Source organism: Mycobacterium terramassiliense (genome assembly GCF_900157385.1).
GTDB classification, from domain to species: domain Bacteria; phylum Actinomycetota; class Actinomycetes; order Mycobacteriales; family Mycobacteriaceae; genus Mycobacterium; species Mycobacterium terramassiliense.
The window spans coordinates 666,157-686,511 of record NZ_LT717700.1; the positions used below are offsets into that span (position 1 = coordinate 666,157).

Annotated in this window: 20 protein-coding genes and 3 pseudogenes; 14 read left to right on the plus strand and 9 right to left on the minus strand. The window is 69.5% G+C overall.

Features of this window, described 5'->3' with window-relative positions; all coding sequences use genetic code 11:
• Window positions 1–89 precede the first annotated feature (89 nt).
• Together eccD and mycP are read left to right on the plus strand one after the other, a co-directional pair.
• Entirely contained in the window at window positions 90–1,442 is a 1,353-nt protein-coding gene (gene eccD / locus MTAB308_RS29755; protein WP_077100136.1) for a type VII secretion integral membrane protein EccD, read from the plus strand.
• Window positions 1,439–2,737, plus strand: coding sequence for a type VII secretion-associated serine protease mycosin (gene mycP / locus MTAB308_RS11240; protein ID WP_077099505.1), 1,299 nt, complete (start codon window positions 1,439–1,441; stop codon window positions 2,735–2,737). The genes eccD and mycP overlap by 4 nt, the downstream gene beginning before the upstream one ends.
• Here mycP and eccB read toward each other — a convergent pair.
• Window positions 2,702–4,093 carry a type VII secretion protein EccB gene (eccB, locus tag MTAB308_RS11245; RefSeq protein WP_077099507.1) on the minus strand — a complete coding sequence of 464 codons (1,392 nt, stop codon included), beginning with the start codon at window positions 4,091–4,093 and terminating at the stop codon, window positions 2,702–2,704. The genes mycP and eccB overlap by 36 nt on opposite strands.
• Window positions 4,094–4,220: 127 nt before the next feature.
• Between eccB and MTAB308_RS11250 the strand changes: the two genes are divergently transcribed.
• Both MTAB308_RS11250 and MTAB308_RS11255 read left to right on the plus strand, forming a co-directional pair.
• Window positions 4,221–5,060 (plus strand): cutinase family protein, encoded by an 840-nt coding sequence (locus MTAB308_RS11250; RefSeq protein WP_077099508.1) that lies wholly within the window; start codon window positions 4,221–4,223, stop codon window positions 5,058–5,060.
• Window positions 5,061–5,110: 50 nt separating this feature from the next.
• Window positions 5,111–5,737 carry a cutinase family protein gene (locus MTAB308_RS11255; RefSeq protein ID WP_245831406.1) on the plus strand — a complete coding sequence of 209 codons (627 nt, stop codon included), beginning with the start codon at window positions 5,111–5,113 and terminating at the stop codon, window positions 5,735–5,737.
• On the opposite strand, the gene truA is transcribed toward MTAB308_RS11255, so the two are convergent.
• The 8 genes and pseudogenes from truA to infA form a co-directional block, all read right to left on the minus strand.
• On the minus strand, window positions 5,734–6,654 hold the full coding sequence (gene truA, locus MTAB308_RS11260; RefSeq protein WP_083746506.1) for a tRNA pseudouridine(38-40) synthase TruA: 921 nt from the start codon (window positions 6,652–6,654) through the stop codon (window positions 5,734–5,736). The genes MTAB308_RS11255 and truA overlap by 4 nt on opposite strands.
• An 85-nt stretch (window positions 6,655–6,739) precedes the next feature.
• Window positions 6,740–7,300 (minus strand): annotated as a pseudogene (gene rplQ / locus MTAB308_RS11265) (50S ribosomal protein L17); the annotation flags it as partial.
• Window positions 7,301–7,417: 117 nt separating this feature from the next.
• Window positions 7,418–8,461 (minus strand): DNA-directed RNA polymerase subunit alpha, encoded by a 1,044-nt coding sequence (locus tag MTAB308_RS11270; RefSeq protein WP_068227101.1) that lies wholly within the window; start codon window positions 8,459–8,461, stop codon window positions 7,418–7,420.
• Window positions 8,462–8,592: 131 nt separating this feature from the next.
• A complete protein-coding gene (rpsD, locus tag MTAB308_RS11275) occupies window positions 8,593–9,198 on the minus strand; it encodes a 30S ribosomal protein S4 (protein ID WP_077099513.1) in 606 nt (201 codons plus the stop codon).
• Window positions 9,199–9,209: 11 nt separating this feature from the next.
• Window positions 9,210–9,632, minus strand: a complete 423-nt coding sequence (rpsK, locus tag MTAB308_RS11280) for a 30S ribosomal protein S11 (protein ID WP_066907570.1) — start codon at window positions 9,630–9,632, stop codon at window positions 9,210–9,212.
• A gap of 6 nt (window positions 9,633–9,638) precedes the next feature.
• Window positions 9,639–10,013 (minus strand): 30S ribosomal protein S13, encoded by a 375-nt coding sequence (gene rpsM, locus MTAB308_RS11285; protein WP_066907568.1) that lies wholly within the window; start codon window positions 10,011–10,013, stop codon window positions 9,639–9,641.
• Window positions 10,014–10,227: 214 nt separating this feature from the next.
• Window positions 10,228–10,341, minus strand: coding sequence for a 50S ribosomal protein L36 (gene rpmJ, locus MTAB308_RS11290; RefSeq protein ID WP_003879483.1), 114 nt, complete (start codon window positions 10,339–10,341; stop codon window positions 10,228–10,230).
• 48 nt (window positions 10,342–10,389) lie between these two features.
• A complete protein-coding gene (gene infA, locus MTAB308_RS11295; RefSeq protein ID WP_003418601.1) occupies window positions 10,390–10,611 on the minus strand; it encodes a translation initiation factor IF-1 in 222 nt (73 codons plus the stop codon).
• Window positions 10,612–10,861: 250 nt separating this feature from the next.
• Here infA and MTAB308_RS11300 point away from each other — a divergent pair, with 250 nt between their 5' ends.
• The 10 genes and pseudogenes from MTAB308_RS11300 to MTAB308_RS11345 all read left to right on the plus strand — a co-directional run bounded on the left by MTAB308_RS11300 (window position 10,862) and on the right by MTAB308_RS11345 (window position 20,284).
• Window positions 10,862–12,556 (plus strand): NAD(P)/FAD-dependent oxidoreductase, encoded by a 1,695-nt coding sequence (locus MTAB308_RS11300; RefSeq protein WP_077099514.1) that lies wholly within the window; start codon window positions 10,862–10,864, stop codon window positions 12,554–12,556.
• A complete protein-coding gene (locus MTAB308_RS11305; protein ID WP_077099515.1) occupies window positions 12,553–14,040 on the plus strand; it encodes an ATP-binding protein in 1,488 nt (495 codons plus the stop codon). The genes MTAB308_RS11300 and MTAB308_RS11305 overlap by 4 nt, the downstream gene beginning before the upstream one ends.
• A 29-nt stretch (window positions 14,041–14,069) precedes the next feature.
• Complete coding sequence (locus MTAB308_RS11310; RefSeq protein ID WP_077099516.1) at window positions 14,070–14,915, plus strand: LLM class F420-dependent oxidoreductase; 846 nt, start codon at window positions 14,070–14,072, stop codon at window positions 14,913–14,915.
• A gap of 21 nt (window positions 14,916–14,936) precedes the next feature.
• Window positions 14,937–15,803, plus strand: a pseudogene (locus MTAB308_RS11315) (LLM class F420-dependent oxidoreductase).
• Between the two features lie 28 nt (window positions 15,804–15,831).
• Window positions 15,832–16,827 carry a dTDP-glucose 4,6-dehydratase gene (rfbB, locus tag MTAB308_RS11320; RefSeq protein ID WP_077100138.1) on the plus strand — a complete coding sequence of 332 codons (996 nt, stop codon included), beginning with the start codon at window positions 15,832–15,834 and terminating at the stop codon, window positions 16,825–16,827.
• Window position 16,828: 1 nt separating this feature from the next.
• A complete protein-coding gene (gene rfbC / locus MTAB308_RS11325) occupies window positions 16,829–17,437 on the plus strand; it encodes a dTDP-4-dehydrorhamnose 3,5-epimerase (protein ID WP_077099517.1) in 609 nt (202 codons plus the stop codon).
• A 7-nt stretch (window positions 17,438–17,444) separates the two neighbouring features.
• Window positions 17,445–17,906 carry a lipoprotein LpqH gene (locus tag MTAB308_RS11330; RefSeq protein WP_077099518.1) on the plus strand — a complete coding sequence of 154 codons (462 nt, stop codon included), beginning with the start codon at window positions 17,445–17,447 and terminating at the stop codon, window positions 17,904–17,906.
• 17 nt (window positions 17,907–17,923) lie between these two features.
• A complete protein-coding gene (locus MTAB308_RS11335) occupies window positions 17,924–18,769 on the plus strand; it encodes an SDR family oxidoreductase (RefSeq protein WP_077099519.1) in 846 nt (281 codons plus the stop codon).
• 119 nt (window positions 18,770–18,888) lie between these two features.
• Window positions 18,889–19,447: pseudogene (locus MTAB308_RS30280) on the plus strand (PE family protein); the annotation flags it as partial.
• 54 nt (window positions 19,448–19,501) lie between these two features.
• Window positions 19,502–20,284, plus strand: a complete 783-nt coding sequence (locus tag MTAB308_RS11345; RefSeq protein ID WP_245831372.1) for a PecA family PE domain-processing aspartic protease — start codon at window positions 19,502–19,504, stop codon at window positions 20,282–20,284.
• Window positions 20,285–20,355 lie beyond the last annotated feature (71 nt).

The window sequence follows — 20,355 nt, forward strand, 5'->3', positions numbered from 1 at the left end:
CCGAAATCGGCTGCAAGTCGGCTGTGGATAGCCGGATCCCGCGCGACGGGGAAACCGGTTACCGTGCCATCCGACGGAAGGAGGCATCGTTGCCGGGGACCGATCGGGGGCTGCGCCGGGTGTCGGTCCACGCCGGCACCGCCGCCGTCGACGTGGCCCTGCCCGCGGGCGTGCCGGTCGCCGTCCTCGTGCCGTCGATCATCGACCTCCTCGACGGGCGCGGCGACTCCGGTTCGGACGGGTCTGAGGCGAGGCGTTACCGATTGGCCCGGCCCGGCGCGGCCGCGCTGAGCGCATCGGCGACGTTGGCGCAGCACGGCATCCGAGACGGTGAGGTGCTGGTTCTGACCGAGTGCGCCACGCCGCCGCCCGCTCCGCGTTACGAGGACGTGGCGGAGGCGGTGGCTGCGCTGCGGGACTCAACGGCCCACCCTCAGAGCGGCTTGCGGCCCGCGCCCCGCCTGACCGGCGCGATCGCGGCGGGCGTGCTGACCGGTATCGGCGGGCTGACGCTCGTCCGAAACGCGTTCACCGCCAACGCCACCGGCGCCGCCGTCGGCGTCACGGTGTCCGCCGGTCTGGTGGCCCTCCTCTGTGCGGGGGTTGCGCACCGCACGTATGGGGATGCGTTGGCCGGGCTCACGCTGAGCCTGATCGCCACCGCTTTCAGCGCGGTCGCCGGCTACCTCGCGGTGCCCGGTGTCCCCGGTCTTCCCAACGTGGTGCTGGGGGCGATGTCGGCGGCGGTGACCTCGGTCCTGGCGCTGCGCGTATCTGGCTGCGGCGCGGTCACCTTGATCGCCCTCGGGTGCGTCGCGACGCTCGTGGCGGCCGCGGCATTTGTCGGTGTGATCACCGCCGCACCGCCGCAGGCCGTCGGCTCGGTATCCGCGCTCGTGTGCCTCGGCCTGCTCGGCGTGGCGGCGCGGTTATCGCTCGCGCTGGCAAGGCTAGCGCCGCAGCCGCCACCCGCACCGGACCTGGACGCCAGGGCGATCCGCGCCTACACATGGTTGACCAGCCTGCTCGTCGCGTTCGGGTGCGGGGCCTCGGTGGGCGCCGCCGTGACCGTGCTCGCGGGCGCGCCGGGGCCGGCCCGCATTGCTTTCGGCGCGCTCGCGGGCGCGTTGCTGATCCTGCGCGCTCGTCGCGGCGACGGCAGGGTCGGTCCGGTGTTCGCCGCGTGCGGAACCGCGATTATCGCAACGACTTTCGCCGCCTTCGCCGTCGCCGTTCCAAGCGGGGCATCGACGGCGACGATCACGGCAGCGCTGGCCGGCGCGGCGATGTGCTTGGGCTTCGCTGCGTCGGCGGCGTCGCCGTCACCTGTGCTGCGCCGCGTCGTCGACGTGCTGGAGGGTGCGGCCCTGGTCGCGTTGGCGCCCATCACGTGCTGGGTGTGCGGCCTCTACGGGGCCGCCCGCGGCTTGAACCTCACGTGAACGCGTCACGCGCCGCGCGGCTCTTGGCGGTGTCGGCACTGGCAGCGCTACCCCACCTGGGAACCCCGACCGCGCAGGCGGTTTCGCCGCCGAGCATCGACGACACGTGGCTGCCCAAGCCGGCCTCGCCCGCACCGCCGTGGCCGACCCTGCAACGCGAGAGTTGCGCGGCGATGATCACGGACCCGACAAGCGGCGGCGGTCGGCTGCCAGGTGTCGGCGACCTGCGCCGGGTCTGGCAACTCACGCGCGGCGCGGGACAACGGGTCGCGGTCATCGACACCGGTGTCTCACCGCACCCGAGGCTGCCCGACGTGTTGCCCGGCGGCGACTACGTGTCGACCGGCGACGGCACCCAGGACTGCGACGCGCACGGCACCCTGGTGGCCGGAATCATCGCCGCCGCGGCCGATCCCAAGCCCGACGGCTCCGCCGGGGTGGCTCCTGAAGCCACCGTGATCAGCATCCGCCAGTCCAGTTCGAAATTCGCCCCCAGAGGCGACCGTTCGCGCACCGGGGTCGGCGATGTGGACACCATGGCCAAGGCCGTCCGCACCGCCGCCGACCTCGGCGCGTCGGTGATCAACATCTCCTCGGTTGCCTGCGTTCCGGTCGGCTCGACGCTCGACGATCGGGCGCTGGGAGCCGCCCTGGCCTATGCGGTCGACGTCAAGAATGCCGTCGTCGTGGCCGCGGCCGGCAACAGCGGCGGCACCGCCCAGTGCCCGCGTCAGCGGTCCGACGCGACCTGGCAGACGGCCACCGTCGTGGTCAGCCCGGCCTGGTATGACGATTACGTGCTGACCGTCGGTTCCGTCAACGCCGACGGGACGCCGTCGGAGTTCACCCTTGCCGGCCCCTGGGTCGATGTCGCCGCCACCGGCGAGGCCGTGACTGCGCTGGGCGCACAACCGGTTTCGGGCACCAGCTACGCGGCGCCGGTCGTCAGCGGGCTGGCCGCGCTGATCCGGTCCCGCTTCCCCGCGTTCACCGCGCGACAGGTGATGCAGCGCATCGAGTCGACCGCGCACCACCCGCCCGCCGGGTGGGATCCGCTCGTCGGCAACGGCACCGTCGATGCGCTGGCCGCGGTGAGCACCGACTCCAGCCCGCCCGAAACCAGCGGGCCGACACCGGCGCCCGTGCCGATCGTCGCGCCGCCGTCACCGGCACCGCCAGATCGGCACGCCCGTGACATCGCACTGCGGGGCGCGGCCGGCTGCCTCGTCGCGCTGGCGGCACTCCTGGCGGCCGGACGGTTACGGGCCCCCGCCAACCGCGTCACGGGCGACTGACGCGGCCTGCCTGCTCAATTCCGGTCCGGACGGCAGGGCCGCCAACACGGGCCACGGCGCCACGAGCGGCGCCGGAAGGCCGAGAGCGCGCGCGGCGTCGTCGTCGTGGATGGCAAACCGCACCCCGGTGTCGGTGACGAGGTAACGCGTGCCGGTTCGGTTACCGCCCCGCACATAGGCGCTCCGGCCGGGCGGCAGGAACACCCCGTCCAGTGCGGGCCCGCGGCCGTCGGCCTGAGACAGGGTCACCGGCGTCCGACCGGCCGCCACCGGCAGCGCGGCACCGATCAGGAACGCGGTGTCGAAATCTCCGGCCGGCGCGGGCCGCGACGTGACGCACAAGGTGCTGCCAACGTCGAGTTCCGGTGCCCGGTCGGGGAACCCGGCCACCGGCAGCACGTTCGCTACCGCCGCGGCGCGGATGGCGTCGGGTGCCACGGTGATGGCGTTGGCGGTGCCCTGCGAATCGCTGAAGCGCAGGAGGTCGGCGGCGACGCGCCCGATGCGCTGGACCCCGGCGGGCAAGACGACGTAGTACTCGTCGGCATCGCCGCGCGCGATGCGCAACACGCTGCCGACCGAGAACCCGGGCAGCCCGATCGCGGCGGTGCCCAGCCCGCGAATCCGCGGGGCGCGTAGCGGCGGACCCTCGGGCACCGCGTTGAGCAACGCCTGCGAAACGTGTCGCGGCGCGTGGCCCTCCAGCCGGAGTGCCCGCACCACCGCGGCATCGGAAAGATCCGTCACCGCGCGCTGCCCGTCGAAGAGCAGGTAGGCCGGCGAGCCCGACGGCGGCGCGACCAGGATCGCATGGTCGAAAGCCAGGCGGTGGACCGCCGAGCCTGCGGTGGGCCCTACGACGACGGTCGTCGCGCCGCTCCCGTCGGTATCGCAGATCGTCCACGCCGATTCGTCCGCTCGCAGCGGCGCGCCGATCGACTGTGGCGCGCCCGGAATACCGAGCGACGGACCGCGCCTGGTACGCGCCAAATCGAACTCCGGAACCGGTTGCGGGTTCGCGGCGGTCGCCGCGATCAGCCGCGCCGACGCCAAGTTCAGCACCGGATGCCAGGCGTCGCCCACCCGCACATACAAGGCCCCGGATTGTTGGCCCATGACGATTCCGGCCTGTCCCAGATCCGCTTGCGGCCGCAGCACACCCAGCAACGCGCATCCCGCCACCCCGATGGCCGCCAGAACGCACCCGGCCCCGAGCGCCGCCGACTGCGCCCGCAGCGATGCGTTCGCGGCGTAGATGTCCCGGCCCAGCAACGCACACTCGAGGCGGCGCAGCAGGAATCGGTAACCGCTGACCTGTAGCCGGGTCGTTGGCCGGCGCGGCTGTGAACGGTCCAAAATACCCTCGGCAAATTTGTGGAATCCGTCTCCCCGCTCCAGTTAAGCCGCAGGTAGACGGCGGCCGCGACCGTTATCCACAGGTGACCGAATTTGGGTTCGCGCTGGTTGCGGGTAAAATTTCGGCGTGTCTTCCCACCGCATAGGTCGCTGGGTGGGCCCGGGGGTTTCCGCAGTGCTCACCGCCACCGGCCTGCTCCTGTCCCCGACGGCGACGCCGGTCGCCTCCGCCTTCGACTGCCCGGACGTCGAGGTCATCTTCGCCCGCGGCACCAACGAGCCGCCCGGCCTCGGCCGGGTTGGCGACGCGTTCGTCGACTCGCTGCGCCAGCAGACCGGCCTGAACATTCTGCCCTACGGGGTCAACTACGCGGCCAGCAAGCTGCAGCTGCACGGCGGTGACGGCGCCAACGACACCATCGACCGCGTCAAGAAGAGCGTGGAGACGTGCCCGAACACCAAGATCGTGCTGGGCGGCTACTCCCAGGGCGCCTCGGTGATGGACATCGTGGCCGGCGTTCCCATCGGCGGCATCAACTGGGGCAATTCGCTGCCGCCGCAATACGCCAGCAACATCGTGGCCGTCGCCACCTTCGGTGACATCGCCGACCGCGCCGGCGGCACGCTGCCGGCCCAGAGCGCGCTGCTCGGGTCCAAGGCCATCGACTTGTGCAATCCGCAAGACCCGATCTGCCACGCCGGTCAGGGCAACGAGTGGAGTGGCCACACCGAGGGTTACGTGCCCGCGTACACCACGCAGGCGGCGGCCTTCGTCGCGTCCAAGCTGATGGCCGGGTCCAACCCGCAGGTGCCCGGCTACGGGCCCCAATACGCTCCTCAAACACCCGATTATGGCCCGCAGGCGCCCGGATACCCGCAGACGCCGGGTTCCGGCCCGTCGGCGCCCGGCAACGTCCCGGTACCGAACGCGCCGGTCACGCCGAATCCTCAAGCGCCGCTTGTCTAAATCGTTACCGGGCCTTGACCCTGGGCCCGTAGCCTCGTCGTGTGAGGCTTATCCGCTTGGGGCTGACCGCCGCATTCCTCGCGGCGGTCGCGCTTTTCGTCGTCGGAAAGCTGTTGCCGCTGGCCTCGGCGGCGTGCCCGGACGTCGAGGTGGTGTTCGCCCGCGGCACCGACGAGCCCCCCGGCGTCGGGAAGGTGGGCCAGGCCTTCGTCAACTCGCTGCGCCAGGACACCCGCAAAAGCGTTGGCGCGTACGGGGTTAACTACCCAGCCAACAAGGACTTCCTGGCGGCCACGGACGGCGCGAACGACGCCAGCAACCACGTCCAGCAGATGGCCAACAACTGCCCGAAAACCAAGATGGTGCTCGGCGGCTACTCCCAGGGCGCCGCGGTCATCGACATCGTCACCGCCGCACCGCTTCCCGGCCTCGGATTCCACCAGCCGTTGTCCGCCGCCGCGGCGGATCATGTCGCCGCCGTCGCCCTGTTCGGGAACCCGTCGGCCCGGGCCGGCGGGCTGATGAGCGCCCTGACCCCGGACTTCGACGGCAAGACCATCGACCTGTGCAACACCGGCGACCCGATCTGCTCGAGTGGAAACAAGTGGAGCGCCCACCTGGGTTACGTGCCCGGATTGACCAACCAGGCCGCCAGTTTCGTCGCGAGCCGGGTCTAGCCCGGCGTGCGCAGATCCCGCGTGATCAGAATCCGCGCGGCCAGTTGGTCGTCGGGCGGGTAGTCGACGCCGACCAGGGTCAGCCCCTGCGCCGGCGCGGCGGCGAAGTCGCTGGATCGGTCTGTGGCCGAAAGCAATTCGCGGCACCAGGGCACGGGGCGCCGATGCTCGCCGACGGCCAGCAGCGCCCCGACCAGCGACCGCACCATCGACCAGCAGAACGCGTCGGCGGTGACGTGCGCGGTGACCCGGTCGCCGTCGCGTGACCAGTCCAGCCGCTGCAGGTCGCGGATGGTGGTGGCGTTCTCCCGCTGGCGGCAGAACGCCGCGAAGTCGTGCAGCCCCAGCAGGTCCCGCGACGCGGTGGCCATCGCGTCGACGTCCAGGTCGCGCGGCCACGCGGTGACGTAGCGGGCCAGCTGAGGCTCCGCCCCGTAAGGCGCCGTCGACAGCCGGTACACATAGTGACGTCGCAGCGCCGAGAACCGCGCGTCGAAACCCGCTGGGGCCCGGGCGATGTCGAGCACGCGGACGTCGGTGGGCAAAAACCGGCCCAGGCGGCGCACCAGCGGCAGGAACTCCGGCTCACCGGCGCGCGGGGCGCGCGGGTACGCGTGGGGCAGCGCGTCGGCAGGCACGTCGACGTGGGCCACCTGCCCGGTGGCATGGACCCCGGTGTCGGTGCGCCCGGCCGCGCGCACCCGCACTGGAGCGCGAAAGACCGTCGTCAGCGCCTCGTCGAGCACGCCGGCGACGGTCCGCTGCCCGGCCTGGGCAGCCCAGCCCGCGAATTCCGTTCCGTCGTAGGCGATGTCGAGCCGCAGACGGACCTGAAGATCCGGGTCGCTAACTCTCGTCAGCCTCGTCGTCCGCCTCGGCGGCCTCGGCCTCTGCCCGCGCGGCCACGGCCTCGTCATGCTTTTCCTCAGCGGCGGCCTCGGCCTTTGTGGCTTCGGTCTCCGTGGCCTCGGCCTTTGTGGCTTCGGTCTCCGTGGCTTCGGCCTCCGTGGCTTCGGCCTCCGTGGCTTCGGCCTCCGTGGCCTCGGTCTCGGCCGGCTCGGTGACTTCCGAGACCTCCTCGGCCGTCGGACCCTCCGCCGCCTCGGGCTCGACCGCCGCCTGCGGCGCGGCCGCCGCCGCGACGGGCGCGTCGACCTTCTTCGACGCCTTGACCCGTCGCGCCCGGTCGGCCTCCGACGTCACGGTCTTCTCGCGCACCAGCTCGATCACGGCCATCGGGGCGTTGTCGCCCTTGCGCGCCTCGACCTTGATGATGCGGGTGTAACCGCCGTTGCGGTCGGCGAAGAACGGCCCGATCTCCTCGAACAAGGCGTGCACGACGTCCTTGTCGCGGATCTTCTTGAGAACCTCTCGACGGTTGTGCAGCGTGCCCTTCTTGGCGTGCGTGATCAGCTTCTCCGCGTACGGCCGCAGCGCACGAGCCTTCGGCTCGGTCGTCTTGATCCGGCCGTGCTCGAACAGCGACGTGGCCAGGTTGGCCAGCAGGGCCTTCTGGTGCGAGGACGACCCGCCGAGGCGAGGGCCCTTGGTGGGCTTGGGCATTGCACTATCTCCTAAGTGGGGCCGACCCCCGTATCAGGTAGGGCCGGGACGGACTTCTGTTAGAGGTCTCCGGTTCCTCCGCGGCCGCTGCACGGCAGCATCGTCACCGGACGGGCGTTACAGCTGTTCGGTTTCCGCGTAGTCCTGGTCGTCGTAGGCGGCCTCGGTGGACCAGGTGCCGGTGGCGACGTCGTAGCCGGCGACCTCCGACGGGTCGAAGGTCGGCGGGCTGTCCTTGAGCGACAGGCCCAGCTGGTGCAGCTTGACCTTCACCTCGTCGATGGACTTCTGGCCGAAGTTGCGGATGTCGAGCAGGTCGGACTCGGTGCGGCTGACCAGCTCGCCGACGGTGTGCACGCCCTCGCGCTTGAGGCAGTTGTAGGACCGCACGGTCAGGTCCAGGTCGTCGATCGGCAGGGCGAACGACGCGATGTGGTCGGCCTCGGCCGGCGACGGCCCGATCTCGATGCCCTCGGCCTCGACGTTGAGTTCGCGTGCCAGGCCGAACAATTCGACCAGCGTCTTACCGGCCGACGCCAGCGCGTCGCGCGGGGTGATCGAGCTCTTGGTCTCGACGTCCAGGATCAGCTTGTCGAAGTCGGTGCGCTGCTCGACACGGGTCGCGTCCACCTTGTAGGTGACCTTGAGCACCGGCGAGTAGATGGAATCGACCGGTATGCGGCCGATTTCGGCGCCGGAGGCCCGGTTCTGCACCGCCGGGACGTAGCCGCGGCCGCGCTCGACGACGAGCTCGACCTCGAGCTTGCCCTTGTCGTTCAGCGTCGCGATGTGCATGTCGGGGTTGTGCACGGTCACGCCGGCGGGCGGCACGATGTCACCCGCGGTGACCTCGCCCGGGCCCTGCTTGCGCAGGTACATGGTGACGGGCTCGTCCTCCTCCGAGGACACGACCAGGCCCTTGAGGTTCAGGATGATGTCGGTGACGTCTTCCTTCACGCCGGGCACGGTGGTGAACTCGTGCAGCACGCCGTCGATGCGAATGCTGGTGACGGCCGCGCCGGGGATCGACGACAGCAGCGTGCGCCGCAGCGAATTGCCCAGGGTGTAACCGAATCCCGGCTCCAACGGCTCGATGACGAACTGGGACCGGGTGTCGGTGAGGACATCCTCCGACAGTGTGGGTCGCTGTGAGATCAGCATGGTGTTTCTTCTTCTCCTTCTCGGCACCCGCTATTTGATGCCGCTGTGTTGTCCCGCGGCGACCCGCTGCGCCCGGCTTCGCCGCGCTTGCGATCCCCGCAGACCTGCGCTGGGTCCAGCGCAGGGGGTCTTTACTTCGAGTAGTACTCGACGATCAGCTGCTCGGTGAGCGGCACGTCGATCTGCGTGCGCTCGGGCAGTTGGTGGATGAGGATGCGCTGGCGCTCCCCCACGACCTGCAGCCAGCTCGGGATCGGGCGGTCGCCCGCGGTCTCCCGCGCGATCTGGAACGGCACCGTGTTCAGCGAGCCGTCCCGCACGTCGATGATGTCGTACTGCGACACCCGGTAGCTGGGGACGTCCACCTTCACGCCGTTGACGCTGAAGTGGCCGTGGCTCACCAGCTGGCGGGCCATCCGCCGGGTACGCGCCAGGCCGGCGCGGTAGACGACGTTGTCCAGCCGGCTCTCAAGGATGCGCAGCAGTTCCTCACCGGTCTTGCCGGGCTGGCGCACGGCCTCTTCGTAGTAGCGGCGGAACTGCTTTTCCATCACGCCGTAGGTGAAGCGGGCCTTCTGCTTCTCCTGCAGCTGCAGCAGGTACTCGCTCTCCTTGATCCGCGCGCGGCCGTGCTGGCCGGGCGGGTAGGGGCGCTTCTCGAACGCCTGGTCGCCGCCGACGAGGTCGGTGCGCAGCCGGCGCGATTTGCGGGTGATGGGTCCGGTGTAACGAGCCATGATCTTTCTCCCTAGACCCTTCTGCGCTTCGGCGGACGGCATCCGTTGTGCGGCTGCGGGGTGACGTCGGAGATCGCGCCGACCTCCAGGCCCGCCGCCTGCAGCGACCGGATCGCGGTCTCGCGGCCCGAGCCCGGGCCCTTCACGAACACGTCGACCTTGCGCACGCCGTGCTCCTGGGCCTTGCGCGCGGCGTTCTCCGCGGCCAGCTGGGCGGCGAACGGGGTCGACTTGCGCGAGCCCTTGAAGCCGACGTGGCCCGACGACGCCCAGGCGATGACGTTGCCCTGCGGGTCGGTGATCGTCACGATCGTGTTGTTGAACGTGCTCTTGATGTGCGCGGCGCCGTGCGGAATATTCTTCTTTTCCCGCTTCCGGGTCTTGTGCTGCCCCTTCTTAGCGGAGCTTGCCTGCGCTTTCTTTGCTGGTGGCATCCGGTTTTACCTGGCCTTCTTCTTGCCCGCGATGGTGCGCTTCGGGCCCTTGCGGGTGCGCGCATTGGTCTTGGTCCGCTGGCCGCGCACCGGCAGGCCGCGGCGGTGCCGCAGGCCCTGGTAGCAGCCGATCTCGATCTTGCGGCGGATGTCGGCCTGCACCTCCCGGCGCAGGTCACCCTCCACCTTGAGGTTCGCCTCGATGTAGTCACGCAGGTGGGTCACCTGGTCATCGGTGAGGTCCCGGGTGCGCAGGTCCTTGTCGATGCCGGTGGCGGCCAGGATTTCGTTGGCGCGGGTTCGCCCGACGCCGAAGATGTACGTCAACGCGATCTCCATCCGCTTGTCGCGCGGGAGATCGACGCCTACTAGTCGAGCCATAGGTGGCGTTTCCTCTTTTTCTAGGCGGAGGTCTTATCCCAGTCCGTTCCCGCCCCAGGTTTGAGGTGGGGCCCGGCCTCCGTCCGGGCGTGGATGAACGGCGTATCCGTTCAGTGGTGCTGGGAGGTCAGCATTCAGTTGTGTTGGGGCGGCGCCTTGCTCACTACACCGCGGCGACCCGCTTCGCCCGGCTACGCCGCGCTTGCGATCGCCGCTAGCCCTGCCGCTGCTTGTGGCGCGGATCGGAGCAGATCACCATGACCCGCCCATGCCGACGGATCACCCTGCACTTGTCACAGATTGGCTTGACGCTGGGGTTCACCTTCACGGCTGGTCGATCCTGTTCTGTCTTCTCGTCGGTGGTGGTTCGGGCTTGTCACTTGTACCGGTACACGATGCGGCCCCGGGACAGGTCGTAGGGAGACAACTCCACCACCACCCGGTCCTCGGGAAGGATGCGGATGTAGTGCTGCCGCATCTTGCCGCTGATGTGGGCGAGCACCTTGTGACCGTTCTCCAGCTCAATGCGGAACATCGCATTGGGCAGGGGCTCGACCACGCGGCCCTCGACCTCGATGGCACCGTCCTTCTTGGCCATACTTGTCAGCAATCCTCGTCATTCGTTTCGTTCGCGTAAGCGCCCGGATCGGCGCGACGTATGCACCGACTTCGAACGTGAGCCGGTGACAGGAAATTCCTAGGGACTGGGCACGCAAAAAGTCGGCGCGAAACCGCACCGTTCCCTAACGATACCTGGTCATCGGCCCCGGCCAAAATCGCTGCGAGAGGAATCCGGCCGGCCTTCTCGACCCACCGCACGGCGCCTGACAAGCGCATACTTAACGCCGATGACAAATCCTCGAGACCCTGCGCAGCCGTCGGCCGCCACCGGGCAACCGCGCAAGCCCGTCCTGCTGACCGTCGACGACGATCCCTCGGTCTCGCGCGCGGTGGCCCGGGACCTGCGCCGCCAGTACGGCGACCGGCACCGCATCGTGCGCGCCGAGTCGGGCTCCGACGCCCTGGAGACGCTCAAGGAGCTCAAACTGCGGGGCGAGACCGTCGCGGTGCTCATCGCCGACTACCGAATGCCGCAGATGAGCGGGATCGAGTTCCTCGAGCAGGCGATGGACCTCTACCCGGCGGCGCGGCGCGTCCTGCTGACCGCCTACGCCGACACCCATGCGGCCATCGACGCGATCAACGTCGTCGACCTCGACCACTACCTGCTCAAGCCGTGGGACCCGCCGCAGGAAAAGTTCTACCCCGTCGTCGACGGGCTGCTGGACGCCTGGCGGGCGGCGCCGGAGCATCCCATCCCGCACACCAAGGTGATCGGGCACCGCTGGTCGGAGCGGTCCTGGCAGGTGCGCGACTTCCTGGCCCGCAACGGCCTGCACTACTCGTGGTTCATGGCCGACGACCCCGACGGCGAGCGGTTGCTGAAGGCCGCCGGCGCGGATTGCCTGCGGCTGCCCGTCGTCGTCACCGAACGCGGCGACACCCTCGTCGAACCCACCGACGCGCAGCTGGCCGACACGCTGGGCCTCACCACCACGCCGTCGCAGGCGTTCTATGACCTGATCGTCATCGGCGGCGGGCCCGCGGGCCTGGCCGCCGCCGTCTACGGTGCGTCGGAGGGGCTGCGCACGGTCCTGATCGAGCGCACCGCGACGGGCGGTCAGGCCGGCCAGAGCTCGCGGATCGAGAACTACCTCGGCTTTCCCGACGGGGTGTCGGGCGGCCAGCTGGCCGAACGCGCGCGCAGGCAGGCCGAGAAGTTCGGCGCGGAGCTGATCACCGCCCGCGCCGCCACCGCGCTGGAGGTCAACGGTTCCAAGCGCACGGTGCGGTTCGCCGACGGTGGCTCGATCGATGCGCACTCCGTCATCCTGGCCACCGGCGTCGCGTACCGGCAGCTGTCGGCCCAGGGATGCACCGAGCTGACCGGCCGGGGCGTCTACTACGGGGCGGCCGTTTCCATCGCGACGGAGTGCGCCGGCGAGGAGGTGTACGTGATCGGCGGGGCCAACTCCGCCGGGCAGGCCGCGATGTATCTGTCCCGCGAGGCGAAATCCGTGACGATCGCCGTGCGCGCCGCGTCCCTGGAGTCGTCGATGTCCTACTACCTGATCGAGCAGATCAGGCAGCGGCCCAACATCACCGTGCGCACCTGCACCGAGGTGCAGCGCGCCGTCGGCAACGACCATCTGGAAAGGCTGACCCTGGTCGACAACCGGACCGGCGACACCGAGGACGTCACCTGCGCCCGGATGTTCATCTTCATCGGCGCCGCCCCGCGCACCGAGTGGCTGGACGGGGTGGTCGCCCGCGACGACCGCGGCTTCATCCTCACCGGACCGGACCTGCGCAACGTGTGCGGCTGGACGTTGGACCGCCCGCCGCACCACCTGGAGACCAGCGTGCCGGGCGTGTTCGCCACCGGCGACGTGCGCGCCGAGTCCGCCAAACGCGTCGCGGCAGCCGTCGGCGAGGGGTCGATGGCCGTGATGCTGGTGCACCGCTACCTCGCCGAAGCATGACCGCCAAGACGCCCTGCCGGCCCGACGAACTGCGCAGCCTGTTCCTGTTCGAGGCCCTGACCGACGAACAGCTGGCGACGCTGTGCGCCGACGGGCAAATCCAGGAGTACGAACCCGGCCCGATCTGCGTCGAGGGCGAACCCGCGACGTGCTTCTACGTCCTCATCGAGGGCGAGCTGGTGATGTCGAAGCTCTCCGGCGGGCAGGACATCGAGACCAACCGCACGTCGCAGCGCGGGGTGTACTGCGGCGCCTGGCAGGCGTTCACCGGCGAGCAGCAGCAGGCCTACAGCACCTCGGTGCGGGTGACCAAGCCGTCGCGGTTCTTCGTGCTGGACGCGCCCGCGTTCGCCCGCTTCATGCAGGACCAGTTCCCGATGGCGGTCCACCTGCTCGACGGGATCGCCGTGGGCACCGAGCGGACCCGGCGGATCATCGACAACCGGGAGAAGCTGCTGGCCCTGGGCCAGTTGTCGGCCGGGTTGACCCACCAACTGAACAACCCCGCCGCGGCCACCGTCCGGGCCGCCGCCGAGCTGCGCGAGCGGGTCGCCGGAATGCGCCAGAAACTGGCGATGCTCGCCGACGGGACCGTCACGCCCGAGGCGCTGCGCGCCCTGGTGCGGCTGCAGGAGGAGGTGGCGGCCCAGGTCGCCAAGTCGGCGTCGGCGAACCTGTCGGCGATCGAGACCGCCGACCTCGAGGACGCCGTCGGCGAATGGCTCGACGAGCACGGCGTCGAGGGCGGTTGGGACATCGCCCCGACCTTCGTCGAGGGCGGCATCGACACCGCGTGGCTGGAGAGGATCGCCGCGACGACCGACGAACTCGACGCGTCGACCTCGCTGGAAAAGGCGATCCGCTGGCTCACCTACACCGTCGAGGGCGAGCTGCTGCTGAACCAGCTCCTGGAGGCGAGCAAGCGAATCTCGGCGCTGGTCGCCGACGCCAAGCAGTACTCGCAGATGGACCGGGCGCCGTTCCAGGTGGCCGACGTCCACGAACTGCTGCGCAGCACGCTGACGATGTTCGCCGACCGGCTGGGCAAGGACGCCACGAAGGACGCGCCCGCGATCACGGTGGTCAAGGACTTCGACAAGTCCCTTCCCGAACTCCCTTGCTACCCAGGCGATCTCAACCAGGTGTGGACCAACATCATCGACAACGCCCTCGCCGCGATGCGCGACGGGGGCGGCACGCTGACCATCCGCACCTGCCGGGAAGGCGAGAAGATGGCGCGGGTCGAGATCCGCGACACCGGACCGGGGATCCCCGACGACGTGCGCGAGCGGATATTCGAGCCGTTCTTCACCACCAAGCCGGTCGGCGAGGGGACGGGGCTGGGGCTGGACCTGGCGTGGAACATCGTCGTCAAGAAGCATCGCGGGGACCTGCGGGTCGAATCCGTACCCGGCGACACCCGGTTCATCGTCCTGCTGCCGCTCGAGCTCCCGCCCGCCGTCGACGTGAGTTTTCCGGAATAGCCGCCCCGCGCGGCCGGTTGGGAACAACCATGACCGCCTCTGACGCAAGCAAACCCAACCTCGGCCGGTTCGGATCGTTCGGACGCGGCGTGACGCCCCAGCAAGCCAAAGAGATCGAATCCGTGGGTTACGGGGCCGTCTGGGTGGGCGGTTCCCCGCCCGCCGAGCTGGCCTGGGTGGAGCCCCTGCTCGAGGCCACCACCACGTTGCAGGTGGCCACCGGCATCGTGAACATCTGGACCGCGGCCGCCGGGCCGGTGGCCGAGTCGTTCCACCGCATCGACAAGGCCTACCCCGGCCGCTTCCTGTTGGGCATCGGCGTCGGCCATCCGGAGGCGCACACCGAGTACCGCAAGCCCTACGACGCGCTCGTGGGATATCTGAACCAGCTCGACGAGTACGGCGTGCCGGCGAACCGGCGCGTCGTGGCGGCCCTGGGCCCCCGGGTGCTGAAGCTGTCGGCCGAACGCGCCGCCGGCGCGCACCCCTACCTGACCACTCCCGAGCACACCGCGCAGGCCCGCGAGCTGATCGGCCCGTCGGCGTTCCTGGCGCCCGAACACAAGGTGGTGCTGACCACCGACGCGGAACAGGCCCGGGCGGTGGGCCGCAAGGCGCTCGACATCTACTTCAACCTGGCCAATTACCGCAACAACTGGAAGCGGCTGGGCTACTCCGAGGAGGAGGTCGTGCGCCCGGGCAGCGACCGCCTGGTCGACTCGGTGGTGGCCTACGGCACGCCCGAGCAGATCGCCGCGCGGCTCAACGAGCACCTCGACGCGGGCGCCGACCACGTGCCCGTGCAGGTCCTCACCAAGGATGAAAACCTGGTGTCGGCGCTGGCCGAATTGGCGGGGCCGCTCGGACTGAACTGACCGACTTCGAGGGGGACACCAATGACCGAGGCAGTGGCATTGAAACCCGACCTGGGACGATTCGGGGTCTGGCTGCCCAGCCGCTCCATCACGCCCGACTTGGCCGCCCAGATCGAGGCGCTCGGCTACGGCGCGGTCTGGATCGGCTGATCGCCGGACGCGGATCTGGCCTGGGTCGACCCGGCCCTGGAGCGGACCGCGTCGCTGCAGCTGGCGACGGGGATCGTCAACATCTGGTCCGCGCCGGCGCCGGCGGTCGCCGAGTCCTACGCGCGCATCGAAAGCGCCCACCCGGGTCGGTTCCTGCTCGGCGTCGGGGTGGGCCACCGGGAGCACACCGAGGAGTACGTCAAGCCTTACGACGCCCTGGTCAGCTACCTCGACGCGCTCGACGCCGCGATGGTGCCGACCAGCCGGCGGGTGCTCGCGGCGCTCGGCCCGCGTGTGCTGGCGCTGGCCGCGCAGCGCAGCGCCGGCGCCCACCCGTACCTGACCACGCCGGAACACACGGCCAAGGCGCGCGAACAGCTGGGCAACTCGGTGTTCCTGGCGCCGGAGCACAAGGTGGTGCTGACCACCGACGCCAACGAGGCACGGGCGGTCGGCCGCCAAACAGCCGACCGCTACCTGGGCCTGAGCAATTACGTCAACAACTGGCTGCGGCTCGGGTTCACCCAGGACGACGTGCGCAAGCCCGGCAGCGACAAGCTGATCGACGCGGTGGTGGCCTACGGCACCCCGGAGGCCATCGCGCGGCGCCTCGGGGAACACCGCGACGCCGGGGCGGATCACGTGGCCGTCCAGGTGCTGGGCGCCCCGAACGACGAGGCGCTGCTGTCGGCGTTGCGCGGGCTGGCGGGGCCATTAGGACTAACCGCCCCAAACTGATCATCCGGCTCGGTTAGGGTGTGTGACCATGCGATTGCTGGTCACCGGTGGAGCCGGCTTCATCGGCGCGAATTTCGTGCACAGCACGGTGCGGGAGCACCCCGAGGATTCCGTGACGGTGCTCGACGCCTTCACCTACGCCGGGCGGCGCGAGTCGCTGGCCGACGTCGAGGACGCCATCACGGTGGTGAAGGGCGACATCTCCGATGCCGCGCTGGTCGCCGCGCTGGTCGCCGAGTCCGACGCGGTCGTGCACTTCGCCGCCGAGACCCACGTCGACAACTCCCTGGAAGACCCGTGGACGACCCTGCAGACCAACGTGGTCGGGACCTTCGCGATCCTGCAGGCGGTGCGGCGGCACGACGTCCGGCTGCACCACGTCTCCACCGACGAGGTCTACGGCGATCTCGAGCTCGACGAGCCCAGCCGGTTCACGGAATCCACTCCCTACAACCCGTCGAGCCCCTACTCCGCGACCAAGGCCGCCAGCGACCTGCTGGTCCGGGCCTGGGTGCGCTCCTACGGCGTGCGCGCGACGATCTCCAACTGCTCGAACAACTACGGGCCGTACCAGCACGTCGAAAAGTTCATCCCGCGCCAGATCACCAACGTGCTCACCGGGCGGCGCCCCAAGCTGTACGGCTCGGGCGCCAACGTTCGGGACTGGATCCACGTCGACGACCACAACAGCGCGGTCCGGCGAATCCTGGAAAAGGGCGAGAACGGCCGGACCTACCTCATCGCCGCCGAGGGCGAGCGCGACAACCTGACGGTCATGCGCGCGATCCTGCAGGCGCTCGGACACGACCCCGACGACTTCGACCACGTCACCGACCGCGCCGGCCACGACCTGCGGTACGCGATCGACCCGACGTCGTTGTACAACGAATTGGGTTGGGCGCCAAAGCATGCCAACTTCGAAGAGGGCCTGCGGGCCACCATCGACTGGTATCGCGCCAACGAGTCGTGGTGGCGGCCCCTCAAGGACGCCACCGAGGGCCGCTACGAAGAGCGGGGTCAGTGACATGGCGGCGCGCGAGCTCAAAGTCAAAGGCGCCTGGGAGATCACCCCCACCATCCACGGCGATTCCCGTGGCATGTTCTTCGAATGGCTGACCGACCGCGCGTTCACCGAGTTCGCCGGCCATCGGCTACACGTCCGGCAGGCCAACTGTTCGGTGTCCGCGGCCGGCGTGCTGCGTGGCGTGCACTTCGCACAGGTGCCCCCGAGCCAGGCGAAATACGTGACCTGCGTGTCCGGTTCGGTCTTTGACGTCGTCGTCGACACCCGGGTCGGCTCCCCGACTTTCGGCCAGTGGGACTCCGTCCTGCTCGACGACAAGGACCGCCGGACGATCTACATCTCCGAGGGCCTGGGGCACGGGTTCCTTGCGCTGCAAGATAATTCGACGATCATGTACCTGTGTTCGTCGGAATACAACCCGCAGCGCGAGCACACCATCTGCGCCACGGACCCGGAGCTGGCGATCGACTGGCCGCTGGTCGGCGGCGCCACCCCCACGCTGTCCGACCGCGACGCCGCGGCGCCCAGCTTCGAGGAGGTGCGCGCCTCCGGCCTCCTGCCCACCTGGGAGGAGACGCAGCGCTTCGTCGCCGGGCTGCGCGATACGTGAGCGATCGATGAGACGCGGGGTGCTGATCGCCATCGCGACCGCGGCCGTCGCCACGGGCCTGGGCGGCTGCGCCAAGGGCGACAACGCTTCGAGCGCAACATCTTCCAGCGCGACCCCATCCGGCACTGCCGCCGCGGCCGGGCCGGTGCGGGTCACCATCGGCGGCCAGCCCCACAACGTCAGCGGCCCGGTGGTGTGCGGCACGAACAACGGCAAGTTCTCTATCGCGGTCGGAGACATGGCCACCGGCATCATCGTCGGGCTCGAGCCCGACGCGTCGGTGGTGCACGGCGCGGGGCTCGGCACCGTCGACGGGGTGGTCATGAGCTTTACCGAGGGGGTGCCCGGCGAAAACGCCACCGCCACCAAGACGGGCAGCACCTACAAGATCACCGGCACGGCCAGCGGCACCGACAACGCCGGGGCCCAGGTGCACAAGCCTTTCGAAGTCAACGTCACCTGCCCGTAGCCGAGTATCCTTCGCCCATGGCGTCGAGCTTCTCGGGCAAGGTCGCATTCGTCACCGGCGGCGCGTCGGGCATCGGCGCCGCGCTGGCCACCAACTTGGCCGACGCGGGCGCCGAGGTGTGGATCGCCGATCGCCAGCTCGAGGCGGCGCAGGAGCTGGCGCAACGCCTGAGCAACCGCGGCGCGCAGGCGCACGCGATCGAACTCGATGTGCGCAGCTACCCCGCTTTCGAAAGCGCCGTCGCCCAGGCGGTACAGCAATCCGGGCGCATCGACTACCTGTTCAACAACGCCGGCATCGGCGTGGGCGGCGAGGTCGACTCGTACACGCTCGACGACTGGAACGACGTCTTGGACGTGAACCTGCACGGCGTGGTGCACGGCATCCAAGCGGTGTATCCGGTGATGATCCGCCAGGGTTCGGGCCACATCGTGAACACGGCCTCGATGGCCGGGCTGCTCGCCTCGCCCGGCGCCGTGAGCTACACCGCCGCCAAACACGCCGTCGTCGCGATCTCGCGGGCGCTGCGGTTGGAGGCCGGGCGCCACGGCGTGTCGGTGTCGGTGCTGTGCCCCGGCGCCATCCGCACCCCGATCCTCACCGGCGGCAGGTACGGACGGATGGCAAAGACCGGGGCGGGGGACGCGGCGCTGCTCAAGTTCTGGGAGCCGATGCGGCCGTTGGCGCCCGAAAAGTTCGCCGCGCGTGTCCTTCGTGCGGTATCACGCCGTGACGCGATCATCATCGTGCCGGGCTGGTGGAAGGCGTTTTGGTACCTCGAACGCCTCTCGCCGGCCGCTTCGGCGTGGAGCGCCAGACTCTCGCTCAAGCGCCTGCGGGCGATGGATTCCGCTACCTCCTGAGGCGCAACCGAATCACGCTTGAAAACAAGCACTTTCGCCAACCGGTGGCGCTACCATCACGCTTGTCGCTGTAGTCGGGCGGCGACCGCTTCACGTGAGCCATTGCTTGGGGGGGTCGGATGTCGTTTGTGCTTGCGGTTCCCGATGTGATGGCCGATGCGGCAACGCGTTTGGCGGGCATCGGTTCGGCGGTCAACACCGCCCAGTCGGCGGCGGCCGTACCCACAACGGGGGTGCTGGCGGCGGCCGGCGATGAGGTGTCGACGGCCGTCGCCGCGGTGTTTTCGCGGTGCGCCACGGCGTATCAGGCGCTGGGTTCTCAGGCGGCGGCTTTTCACACCCAGTTGGTGCAGACCCTCAACGCGAGCGCGGGCACCTATCTCGCCGCCGACGCCGCCAACGCGTCGCCGCTGCAGACCCTCCAGGAAGACGTGCTGGGGTTGATCAACGCGCCGACCAACGCGCTTTTCGGGCGCCCGCTGATCGGCAACGGCGCCAACGGGACGACGAACGCCCAAGGGATAGGAACGCCCGGCGGCAACGGCGGATTCCTGTCCGGCAACGGCGGCAACGGCGGCAACAGCACCGCCACCGGCGCGCCCGGTGGCGGTGCTGTTGCCGCCGGGCGGCCGGGGCGGCTTGTTGGGAGGTGTGGCCGGTGCCACCGGCGCCCCCGGCGTGGCCACGGTCCCAATCACGGTGCAAAACAACGACATCATCGCGAACCTCTCGGTGGGCGGGGGACCGACGGCGTCCGTGGTGGTCGATACCGGGTCGCGGGGTCTCATTCTCCCGCCCCAGGACGTGAACACGGCGACCCTCGGGCCGCCCACCGGGAGCGGTAGCGTCGTATACGGCGAACCCGGCGATACCTTGACCGTGAACTACACCACCTACGCGACGACGGTGAATTTCGGGAACGGAATCGTCACCCAGCCGACCACCGTCGCCGTGGCCACCTCCGCGACCCAAACCATCGACTTCTTCTTTTCAAGTCCGGTTCCAACTTCGCAAGTGCCGGCCATCCTGGGCGTGGGGGTCAATCCCGCCGGACCACTCGGCAGCAGCCCCGTGACGGCATTGCCCGGCAGTTTCGGTCAGGGTGTGCTGATCGATGAACCCAAGGGCGTAATGGAGTTCGGTACAAACCCGTTGCCCGCCATTGGCTCCGTTACCGGCGCCCCCTCCACCACCCTGGACATCCGAATCAATAGCGGGGCCCTCCAATCGACTTCCGGCGCATTCATCGATTCGGGCGGTCTGTACGGATCCGTCCCGGACAATCTCAACCCTCCCAATGCCGGCGGATACCTGCCGGCGGGAACGACCATTTCCGTCTACACCCCCGACGGGACGACGTTGCTGTACACGACGACGGTCGGTTCACAACAGACCTCCATCGTGTCGAGTTTGCTTGGCGGCAACTTCAACACCGGGATCGCTCCCTTCCTGCAAGATCCCATCTACCTCTCGTACAGCCCCAGCGGCACCGGGACCACGATTTTCGACACGTGAATTCGCTTTGAAAACACGCAATTTCGCGACACGTTGTCGCTAACATCCGCTTGTCGCTCATCGGGCCGCGA